Annotated in this window: 9 protein-coding genes and 1 pseudogene; 9 read left to right on the top strand and 1 reads right to left on the bottom strand. The window is 62.5% G+C overall.

Translation table 11 applies throughout. The features are described 5' to 3' along the window. Nucleotides 1-254 precede the first annotated feature (254 nt). On the top strand, nucleotides 255-3,743 hold the full coding sequence (locus ACLGGT_RS16710; protein WP_437196935.1) for a phospholipase D family protein: 3,489 nt from the start codon (nucleotides 255-257) through the stop codon (nucleotides 3,741-3,743). 661 nt (nucleotides 3,744-4,404) lie between these two features. On the opposite strand, the gene ACLGGT_RS16705 is transcribed toward ACLGGT_RS16710, so the two are convergent. Beyond that, nucleotides 4,405-4,692, bottom strand: a complete 288-nt coding sequence (locus tag ACLGGT_RS16705) for a hypothetical protein (RefSeq protein WP_437196933.1) — start codon at nucleotides 4,690-4,692, stop codon at nucleotides 4,405-4,407. A gap of 15 nt (nucleotides 4,693-4,707) precedes the next feature. On the opposite strand from ACLGGT_RS16705, the gene ACLGGT_RS16700 reads away from it, so the two are divergent. The 8 genes and pseudogenes from ACLGGT_RS16700 (at nucleotide 4,708) to ACLGGT_RS16665 (ending at nucleotide 10,478) form a co-directional block, all read left to right on the top strand. Next, nucleotides 4,708-4,974, top strand: a complete 267-nt coding sequence (locus ACLGGT_RS16700) for a transposase (RefSeq protein WP_437195341.1) — start codon at nucleotides 4,708-4,710, stop codon at nucleotides 4,972-4,974. Next, nucleotides 4,959-5,897: pseudogene (locus tag ACLGGT_RS16695) on the top strand (IS3 family transposase); the annotation flags it as partial. The gene ACLGGT_RS16700 and the pseudogene ACLGGT_RS16695, both read left to right, overlap by 16 nt. Continuing rightward, on the top strand, nucleotides 5,839-7,242 hold the full coding sequence (locus tag ACLGGT_RS16690; protein WP_437196931.1) for a site-specific DNA-methyltransferase: 1,404 nt from the start codon (nucleotides 5,839-5,841) through the stop codon (nucleotides 7,240-7,242). The pseudogene ACLGGT_RS16695 and the gene ACLGGT_RS16690, both read left to right, overlap by 59 nt. Continuing rightward, the gene (locus tag ACLGGT_RS16685) at nucleotides 7,239-7,625 is read left to right on the top strand and encodes a DUF5681 domain-containing protein (protein WP_437196929.1); all 387 of its coding nucleotides are present in this window, start codon (nucleotides 7,239-7,241) and stop codon (nucleotides 7,623-7,625) included. The genes ACLGGT_RS16690 and ACLGGT_RS16685 overlap by 4 nt, the downstream gene beginning before the upstream one ends. Then, nucleotides 7,622-8,011 carry a DUF5681 domain-containing protein gene (locus ACLGGT_RS16680; RefSeq protein WP_437196927.1) on the top strand — a complete coding sequence of 130 codons (390 nt, stop codon included), beginning with the start codon at nucleotides 7,622-7,624 and terminating at the stop codon, nucleotides 8,009-8,011. The genes ACLGGT_RS16685 and ACLGGT_RS16680 overlap by 4 nt, the downstream gene beginning before the upstream one ends. Nucleotides 8,012-8,134: 123 nt before the next feature. Further along, nucleotides 8,135-8,380, top strand: a complete 246-nt coding sequence (locus ACLGGT_RS16675) for a DUF3489 domain-containing protein (protein WP_437196925.1) — start codon at nucleotides 8,135-8,137, stop codon at nucleotides 8,378-8,380. After that, nucleotides 8,377-8,781 (top strand): DUF2924 domain-containing protein, encoded by a 405-nt coding sequence (locus ACLGGT_RS16670; protein WP_437196923.1) that lies wholly within the window; start codon nucleotides 8,377-8,379, stop codon nucleotides 8,779-8,781. The genes ACLGGT_RS16675 and ACLGGT_RS16670 overlap by 4 nt, the downstream gene beginning before the upstream one ends. Before the next feature lie 2 nt (nucleotides 8,782-8,783). Then, complete coding sequence (locus tag ACLGGT_RS16665) at nucleotides 8,784-10,478, top strand: recombinase family protein (protein WP_437196921.1); 1,695 nt, start codon at nucleotides 8,784-8,786, stop codon at nucleotides 10,476-10,478. The last annotated feature ends 9 nt before the right edge of the window (nucleotides 10,479-10,487 follow it).

The raw sequence follows: 10,487 nt of genomic DNA, 5'->3' as shown, positions 1-10,487 counted from the left end.
ACCGCAGGAGACGCCGCACGGTGGGGCGGATCGAGTGCGGCGGTGGGGATGGCGGCGAACCCGCTCGGAGCCCACCAAGCCGGGATTATCCACCCGGCCAAACCCGCGAGAATTCCCTCGCAAGGAGTCGAAGCACTTGACCCAACGGAAAGGTGCTTCGGCTCATCAATCGCAGCCCAAATTCACGAACTGTTCCGAATTCAATGGCTTGGAGGAATCGCCTGACAGGTTAGACTGCTCTCGAGGTTACCCGCATGACGCGTGAGCGAGCAGACAGCTTCGTATCGAGATTCCTATTCCGTAGCGCCAAACCGCACGGAGAGCAAACAGATGCGCCCGACGGTGAGACACCCTCTCCGCAAGCCGCAGCGCCCAGCTCGACGGTAGACCTAGACTGGGCCACGAATGGCGAGCGCTCGGTACAAGAACTCGTCGAGGGCGTCCTCAACGGAACCAACGCTCTCGTCGTCACCGGATACCAGGACTTTCTTTCTGCGATGTCCATTATTCTCCGGGCGCGACCGGAAATTGCGGGCGAAGGACCCGAGACGATCCGTGTCCTGTTTGGCAGCAATACCGACACGCGAACCGGTATGGACGGTGTCGGGCGCCCGCTCTCGCACGAGGCCCGCGACTATTTTCTCGAGACGCGGGGGCTTTCGCTTCGATCCCTCGACGAACTGCACGCCGTGCTGGCCTACGATGCGATTGCATCTGGCGCCATCTCGCTTCGGATCTTCGATGCAGGCCTGGCGCGCGAACGGTTTGGCCGTAGCCATGCCATGCTCCACTCAAAGCTCTATGTCAGCGACAGCGGTGCGCTAGCCGGCAGTGCGAATTTCTCCTACGGCGGGCTGAGACGAAACCTCGAATATGTCGACGATCTCCAACCCTTTCCTGACCTTGCAAAGACGCGACGGCAGGTCGCCGAGGATTTCTGGACCCTCGGCACGGACTGGACGGATCAGGCCCTCGATGTACTGCGCGCACTGCTACGACCTGTGAGCGCCGAGGAGGCGCTTGCTCGCACAGTTCACGAACTGACGTCTTTCCAGCCCTGGCGTGTCGGCGGAGATGGCGCAGCCGGTCGCCCGCCGCTGCCGTTTCAGAGAGACCTTGTCTACGAAGCCGCGGGCACGGCCTATGAGCACGGCTTCGCCTTCGTCGAAGCGCCGACTGGCGCCGGGAAGACTGACATCGGCAAGCACCTGGCCACCGTCCTACCGACGATGCATTCGAGCGTCGTCCTCAGACACGGCAACGAACGCCCAGACCAAACGCGAAACGGGGCGCTGGGGATCATCCCGGCGAGCGTCTTCCGCAACTGGGACAAGAACAAGCCGGCGAACCTCAATCTCATCAAGCACAGCCAACTATCCAAGAATAAGGACGATCAGGCCGAAGAGTTGGCTAAGATCAATCGCGGCGCTCGATCCTCAGCGTCCATGATCGTGGACGAGAGCCATCGGCTGAACTCGCGCTACCTCGCGCCGTCTCGGCGATCGCTCGTCTTCGAACAGAGTCCAGCCATCTGGACGTCGTGTCTGTCCGCAACCCTAATGGGGAACCAGGGGCTTGATGGACTTCTCGCGTTCCATGAACGGCGGGCATCGATCTATGTGCCCCCCGAGATCACGGCTCGGATCAACGACAACCTCAAGCGGGGCCGCGAGAGGTCCGCGGAACTTGGGCAACTCCAAGCGCTGAAGCAGGGCTTCGAGGACCGTCAACGCTCCGGCATGGCGGATCTGTTTCTGTCGGAAGCGGACCTTGAGCGACCGGTTAGGGAAGCCGAAGGTCGCCTGGCTTCCAAGCGTCTCGATCCCCGTGAGATTCAGGCAGACATGGCAGATGCTTTGGCCCCCTACGTCGTCAGGCGGCAACGTCACTGTGTCGGGGAATCCAAAGTCCGCGGCCCGGGCATCTTCGCCTACCCTGAAATCGAAAGCATCAGGATCGACGTGGACCTGACAGCCACACAGTCGGCAATCCTCGCAGAAATCAGGAAACTTGCCGAGAGCATCTCGACGGGCACGACCCTCGTATCCGCCGATCCCAAACGCGCCGGTCACACGGAAGTCCGCTTCCACGACAAGGCGCGCATCCACATCCGGAACTTCCTCGCCATCCTCAGATCCTCGATCACATTTGCTCGGGAAGACTGGGAGTACCGTCGAGCCGTCGATGCTGATCCACGAGGTCGGACGTCGATCGGTGAGAGTCTTCGACGCTCCGAAAAAGAAAGTCGTGGCGGAAAAACGGAAACGATCCCCACGTTACCGCAGAGCGGCGAACTCCCCTTGGATAGGAGAACGGCCACGCCGATTTGCGATCGCATTGGTGAACTACTCCAGAGACCAGAGCTGGATGCGATCGACGAGCAACGCGCCGAACACATGGCGGAAATGCTCAATCAACATCGACAGGTTATCTTTCTTTCTGAGCGGATCGGAGTTCTCGAGGTCTACGCGCGCCTGCTCTCCTCTCGCAAAGGCCCCAAGCCGGACGTGATCCTCGTGGCCGCGAGCCATAAGCTCGGATCTGGAAGCGGTGTCACAGTCGCCAGGAATGGCGCTGAGGCCCAGGAATACCTCGCCCTCGATGGCAAGAAGGCAGTCGATGATCGACGGCGGGCGATGTTCATGACCTTTCAAATGGCGGAAGGCATCAATCTTCAGCGAGCGCGCGGTCTGGGCATCATCGGCGTGACGTCCGACATCAAAAGCATGCTGCAGGGTCTTGGACGGATCGACCGTATCGACAGTCCGCACGCCAAGATCACCTATACCACCTTCGATCTCCCTGGCCTGGTGCTGTCCTCTGACAAGAAAGGCAGGGACCGCATCGAGTCCATCGCGTTGCTTTCGGGCGTTGGTGCTGCAGACCTCACAGACGAGTATCTCGAGTTCTCGGCCGGCGACCTGACCGACATGATCCTGGAGCAGCACAAGAAGCCACGGCCGCTTCGCCGCAACAACCTCTATGATCTGGTCGAAGACATGCGGCGTGCGCTGCCAAGCGAACTCCTTCAGACCATGGAACGCATCAAGCCTCAAAGTCTTTGGGGCGCTGAGCTTTGTCTTCTCGCCGGCAAGTCACCGATGACCATCATTGTCCTTGGTGGGCGCTCACCATCGCTGGTCGAGGCGTCTTATTTGCCTCCCCGACTATTGGCCGTCCGCGAGATCGACGATCGCCAAGAAATCATCCGCGATCAGCCGGAAGCGACAAGGCTGCTACGCGAGGCCTACGGTGAAACCGTTAAGGCTGGGAAACACCGGGACCGTCCGACAGAAGCAGAGTTGAGCTCTGTGATCGAGGGCCTCCAACCAACTTTGGAAGGTCTTGCACACTGGGATATTCGTCCCGAGCGCACGGTTTCACTCTTGGAGTCTTTGGATAGGTTCCTGGCTTCCGGTCCTTCGAAGAACCAAGGCTACAACAGGTTCGGGCATCTGACGCTCCCATCGCTTGAAAAGTTGGCGGAGGCCTGGGCCCAGGAACTCGATCCCTATTGGATTGAAGCCAAGAAGGACGTCAGCCAACGCAGCGAAAAGGAAAGAGAGATCCCGGATTATCTGGGGATTGATGCGATCTATGGTTTCTTTGAGCAGCAACCGTCGAAGACACTCTCGGAAGTGCGCGCCCGAATGGAAGAGCTGCTCGATGCGGCGGAGCAAGCCTCACGAAACGCAAACACGCAGATCCTGGATCGGATCGCCGTGATATTTCAGACGAAGTAAACGCTCAAATATTGAGAGATCTATAGCCTTGATAAATATGATCTTTTGGGGAGCCCAGTGCGACCAGTTCTGTGTATTAAACGTAGCGCCAGTGTTCTGAATCAGACGAACAGTACCCTCTGTGGACGCAAGAAACGCTGCCCGCATCAAGACGTACACGTTCGGCAAGCTTAGCGCGCGGGAATCATTTGTCGGATGGCGAACACTAGAGGATAGCGCTAATACCACTGAAAAATATCCCAAGAGAGGCAAGGATCACCGTAAGCCAGAACTGAAAGCGGATTAGAGGCGATGGATGGCTCGTGAGGTATATGAGCATTCCCCGTAACCGAGGCACAAAATAGGCCTCCACCAGGTCCCCGTCCTTTGCGCCCAATTGAAGCTGGCAATCATACTGGAGTCCGATCGCATCATTCCTGATGTTACCGCCAGGCACGCATCTCAGCAGGCGTACGATACTCACCGGCTTCTCCCCGCCGCGGTAAGTGATCTCAACGAAACTATCGCGCGAAACCTCGTGCTGCTTATAGAAACGCGTCCCGACCCATGCGACTCCCAAGTCCACCTGGTGGCCAGGAAGTTTGCTGTCACCAATCCCAACGACGCGAAAATCCCCAAGCTTCCTAATCATGTTTCCCTTACCCTGGTCTGACACACATCGCTATTCGCTCAGATTGCGCAGCAGCGAGTGGTGGTCGTCATAGCCGTGATGCGCCAGCGCCTCGAGTGCCTCTACCCGACCTTTGCGATGGGGATTGGTGTCAACGACATGATTGATCGCCCGAAGGCGTCTCAGATGATCTTCGGGCAAGGCGTGGTGATGGCTGCCAGCGAGCACCAAAGCCAGATACCAATCGAATGGCTGGAGTTCAGGCTGGGTAGTGCTTGCGAGATAGGTTGTGACGTTGCCCCCTGCATCTAATCCAGTTTGAGATAGACTCTGGCCCAACCGAAAGGACCAGAGATGAAGCGCAGCAGATTTACCGAAGATCAGATCATTGGCATCCTGAAAGAGCATGAGGCGGGTATTTCCGTGGCCGATCTGTGCCGCAAGCACGGTGTCAGCGATGCAACTGTCTATAAATGGAAAGCCAAGTATGGCGGCATGGATGTCAGTGAGGCGAAGCGTCTGAAGGCGCTTGAGGATGAGAACGGGAAGCTGAAGAAGCTGCTCGCCGACGCCATGTTGGACAACTCGGCTCTGAAAGACTTGCTCGGAAAAAAATGGTGACGCCCGCCGCGAAGCGGCAAGCGGTCGCACATCTTGTGGAAGGCCACGGGATGAGCGAACGGCGGGCGTGTCGGGTCATCGGCTGCTGCGGGATGACGATGCGCTATGAGGCGATCCGGCAGGATGATCCCGCGCTGCGGGAGAGGCTGAAGGAACTGGCACGAGTTCGCCGCAGGTTCGGCTATCGGCGTCTGCATGTGTTTTTGCGGCGTGAGGGCCATGAGGTCAATCACAAGCGGCTGTTCCGCATCTACCGCGAAGAGCGGCTGCATGTGCGCCGTCGCGGTGGGCGCAAACGTGCCATGGGAACACGGGCCCCGATGGTGTTGCCGTTGATGCCGAACCAGCGCTGGTCGTTGGACTTCGTATCCGATCAACTGACGGATGGCCGCCGGTTCAGAATCCTAACCGTGGTCGATGACTGCACCCGCGAATGCCTCGCGCTCATCGCCGACACTTCGCTGTCCGGGGCCAGAGTGGCGCGTGAACTGGCGACGCTGTTCGAGGCCCGTGGAAAGCCCGGAACAGTGGTCAGCGACAATGGGACCGAGTTCACCTCGAACGCGATCCTGACGTTCGCCGATGACCGCAAGATCGACTGGCATTACATCGCGCCAGGCAAGCCGACCCAGAATGCCTTCATCGAAAGCTTCAACGGTCGACTACGCGATGAGCTGTTGAACGAGACCCTGTTTCCGTCCCTGAACCATGCTCGCGTCACGCTGGCCGCCTGGCGCAAGGACTACAACACCGAACGCCCCCATTCCCGCCTCGGCTGGCAAACGCCCGCCGAGTTCGCACAGACCTTCACCCCGCAACGGGGCCTGACGCTGCGCAATACGCAAAGCTCCGCGCCAGACCCCGTTGCCCAATCCGCCGAAAACGGCAAAACTCAAACCCGGAGTCTCGCTCACGCTGGATAAAAGTTGGGGGCAACGTCACCGGCTGAAGATCACCTACCGCAAGGTGGAGGATCTCAAGCCTTATGCCGGGAATGCCCGGACCCACTCCGACAAACAGATCGACCAGATCGCCGCGTCGATCCGACAGTTCAGCTTCGTGAACCCGGTTCTGATCGATGGCTCGAGTGGCATCGTCGCCGGCCACGGCCGCGTCGCCGCTGCACGCAAACTCGGATACAACGAAGTGCCCGTCATCGAATTGGCGCATCTGAGCGAGGCCGAGCGGCGCGCCTATATCATCGCCGACAACCGCCTGGCCGAACTGGCGGGCTGGGATCGTGAGATCCTCGCGATCGAGCTTCAGGCCCTCTCGGAGATGGACCTGGACCTTGATCTCGAGATCACTGGCTTCGAGACGGCCGAGATCGACCTGCTACTGGATGACGACGATGCTGGCGATCGCGATCCCGCCGATGTCGTCCCCGAGCCGGTCGCGGGTCATGCAATCACCCGGCCAGGCGACATCTGGCAGCTTGGTCGCCATAAGCTGATCTGTGGTGATCCGCTGGATCCTGCAACCTATCAGCAACTCATGGGCGACGATCGCGCCCGCGCGGTCTTCACCGACCCGCCCCACAACGTGAAGATCGACGGCCATGTCTGCGGCTCGGGCAAGGTCAAGCACCGGGAATTCGCCATGGCCACGGGCGAGATGGACAAGGCCGGCTTCACCCGTTTCCTGCGCGACGCGCTCGCCGCCATGGCCGAAGTCAGCTGCGATGGCGCGATCCACTTCGTCTGCATGGACTGGCGCCACATGGACGAACTCAGCGCCGCCGGGGCCGAAGTCTATTCCGAGCTCAAGAACCTGGTCGTCTGGGCCAAGACCAATGGCGGCATGGGCACCTTCTATCGCTCCCGCCATGAGCTGATCTTCGTCTACAAGGTCGGCACCGCGAAGCATCTGAACACCTTCGGCCTCGGCGAGACCGGCCGCTACCGGACGAATGTCTGGGACTATCCTGGTGTCAACAGCTTTGGTGGCAACCAGGAGGACCTGGCGCTCCACCCGACCGTCAAGCCCGTGGCCCTGGTGGCGGACGCCATCCGCGACGTGACCCGTCGTGGCGACATCGTGCTCGATGGCTTCGGCGGCTCGGGTACCACGCTGATCGCGGCCGAGCGGACAGGCCGGGTGGCTCGCCTGATCGAACTCGACCCGCTCTATTGCGATGTGATCTGTCGGCGCTTCGAGGCCCAGACAGGACAGCCTGCGCGTCTTGACGCCACGGGCCAGACCCTCGCCGACGTGGCGGCCGAACGGGATCGCGAGGCCAATGCCCCAAGCATGGAGGCCGCCGAATGACGGATGAAGAAAGCAAGGCCCCGGGTATCGGCTACATGAACCCGCCCGAACACACGCGGTTCCGGAAGGGTACGTCCGGTAACCCTCGGGGTCGCCCCCGGAAGCGGGAAGACCTGAACACCGTCCTGAACCGGGTCCTCACCCGCAAGGTCCGGGTCAAGGACAACGACCGGACGATGGCGATCCGGGAGGCGCTGATCTGGAAGCTCCGCGAGCTGGCGCTGCAGGGCGACAAGCAGGCCCTCGCGCTGCAGCGACGCATCCTCGACGAAGCCGGGTTGGCGCATCCGGACCCGCATTCCCCGGAGGAAATCAAGCTCCAGGTTCTGCGCGCCTTCGAACGCATGGGGGTCAAGGTGAATTGGACGGGGGGTCGAGGATGAGCGACGATGATACCGTCGGCTTCGGCCGCCCGCCGAAGCAGAGCCAATGGACCAAGGGCCAGTCCGGCAATCCCAGGGGTCGGCCCAAGTCCAGGGTCGAACACGTGATCGACGCGGCGCGGATCCTGGCCCAACCGGTTGAGGCGCGCGGACCGGACGGCGCAACCATCCGGCTCGAGGCCGTCGAAGCGGCCTACCTGTCGCTCTGCAAGAATGGCCTGAAGGGGCACAAGATCTCGCTCTTGGAAGCCATCCGGATCATGCTGGAGCTTGGGCCCGCCCTGCGCGACGCGGAACAGGACCAGAAGGCGACGCGGGACCGCGTGCTGGAGGCCTTCGAACGGATGGGCGTGAACCTCTCCTCGGGGTCCAGTCCGCGCGATTAGCGCGATTCCAGACTGGACTTTGGGCGCGACCAGAGCGTCACTGTCGCCACGCCCGGCTGGACCCCGGGCGCATCTCGGTACCAGGGCCAGCCTTCCGCTGGCCCTCACCACCGAGGAGCCAAAATGTCCAGATCCCCATCGACACCCCCGAGCGAGACCAAGGCCGCGATCCTGCGCAAACTGCTCAGCCGCAAGTCCGGCGCCGATCTTGCCACCCTGCAATCCGCCACCGGCTGGCAACCGCACTCGGTCCGGGCGGCGCTGAGTGGTCTCCGGAAGGCCGGATACAGGATCGACCGGGCCGCGTCGGCCAAGCCGGGCGGTGACACGGTCTACCGCATCACCGGCGGACCGGAGAGCGCGGCATGAGGCTCACCGTCGCGGAGATCGACACCATGGACCGGGCGGCGCTGAGCGCCGCCTGGGACGCGGTCTTCGGCACCCCCGTCCCGAAGCGCCTCAGCAGCCCCTTCCTGCGCCGCTACCTGGCCTTCGAGACGCAGGTCCGGCAGCACGGCGGTTTGCCCAAGGGCTTTGTCGGCAAGCTGCAGAACGCGGCCCGCGACGACCGGGGCACGACCAGCCCCGCCTTGAAGCCCGGAGGGCGCCTGATCCGGGAATGGAACGGCGTGACCCACGTGGTCGATGTCGTCGAGGGCGGGTTCCTCTGGAAAGGGCAGTGCTACGCCTCGCTCTCGCCCGTCGCCCGGGCCATCACCGGGGCTCGGTGGTCCGGCCCGCGGTTCTTCGGCCTGAAACGGTCGACCTGACCATGAGCCCGCCGCGCATCCGCTGTGCCGTCTACACCCGCAAATCCTCCGACGAGGGGCTCGATCAGGACTTCAACTCGCTCGATGCGCAAGCCGAGGCCTGTGCCGCCTACATCGCCAGCCAGCGGCACGAAGGCTGGGTCGCCGGCAAGACCCGGTATGATGACGGCGGCATCTCGGGTGGAACACTGGAGCGGCCCGCTCTCCAGCGCCTGCTGGCCGACATCGACGCGGGGCAGGTGCAGATGGTGGTGGTCTACAAGATCGACCGGCTGACCCGCTCGCTTGCCGACTTCGCCAAGCTCGTCGAGCGCTTCGATGCCGCCGGCTGTTCCTTCGTCTCGGTCACCCAGGCCTTCAACACCGCCTCCTCCATGGGGCGGCTGACTCTGAATGTTCTGTTGTCCTTCGCCCAGTTCGAACGCGAGGTCACGGCCGAGCGGATCCGCGACAAGATTGCGGCCTCCAAGAAGAAGGGACTCTGGATGGGTGGCGTGCCACCGCTGGGCTATGACCCGCATCCGGATCCGAAGACCCGGGGTCTCGTGATCAACGCGGACGAGGCGGAAACCGTCCGGGCGATCTTCGCGCTCTACGATGACCTCGGTTGCCTGAACGCCGTCATGCGGCGCGCGAACCACGTCGGTCTGCGATCCAAACGGCACAGCTTCCGGTCCGGGCGGGTCCAGGGCGGTACGCCGTTCTCGCGGGGCCAGATCTATGCGCTCCTGCGCAACCCGATCTACATCGGCAAGATACGCCACAAAGACCTGGTCTGGGACGGACAGCATGCGCCGATCCTCGACGAGGACCTGTGGGGCAGGGTCCAGTCGAAGCTCCAGGCCGCCAGCGCGCGCCCGCGGGGCCGAAAAGGTGATGCGGATCATCTGGGCACGAGTCGCGTCGCCCTTCTGACCGGCAAGCTGCGCGACGACACAGGTGATCGGCTGACCCCAACACATACACAACGGCATGGCCGGCAGATCCGATATTATGTCTCGAACCGGCTGATCTCGGGCGGGACGGATCCCCACGGATGGCGTCTGCCCGCTCAGGCGCTTGAAAAGGCCGTGGCGGATGTTATCAGGCGGCACCTCGTCGCTTTCGCCCGCGACCACCGGATTTGCGCCGAAGCAGACCTGCAGCAGTCCGAGGCCGTGAAGGACAAGCTGCGCCACCTCGCCGGTCAGCTCGCTGATGGCGCGCCCGACCGGATTGCCGCGCTTCTGGCCGACGGGACCATCGGAAGGAACCGCATCACCCTGCGGCTGCAGGCCAAGGCGCTCGGCGAGGCGCTGGGTCTGCAGCCCGACGCGATCGATCCGGCGGCAGTCACGATCGACGCGCCCTTCGCCCTGCGCCGTCGGGGCGTCGAGGGCAAGATCATCGTCGGGGACCGCGAGCCGCAGTCTGATCGCACCCTGCTGCGCGCCCTTGCCCAGGCGCATGCCTGGGTGGCCGATCTTCGCAAGGGCAGGCCTCTGGGCGACATCGCGGCCTCAACTGGGCACTCCGAGTCCTACATCCGCACCCGGGCGCAACTGGCCTACCTTGCGCCCGCGATCCAGGGCGCCATCCTCGACGGGCGCCAGCCGGCCGACCTGACGCTCGAACGGATCATCCGGAAACCGGTGCCCCTCGACTGGGACATGCAGGCGAGGCTCTACGGGTTTGGGCGCGGCGCACGGCATCCCTGATCTGCGGGC

The sequence above is a fragment of the Roseovarius sp. MS2 genome (assembly GCF_051447875.1).
Classification (GTDB): Bacteria; Pseudomonadota; Alphaproteobacteria; order Rhodobacterales; family Rhodobacteraceae; genus Roseovarius; species Roseovarius mucosus_A.
The sequence above is the reverse complement of the archived record's forward strand: the minus strand, read 5'-3'. Positions and strand labels throughout refer to the sequence as shown.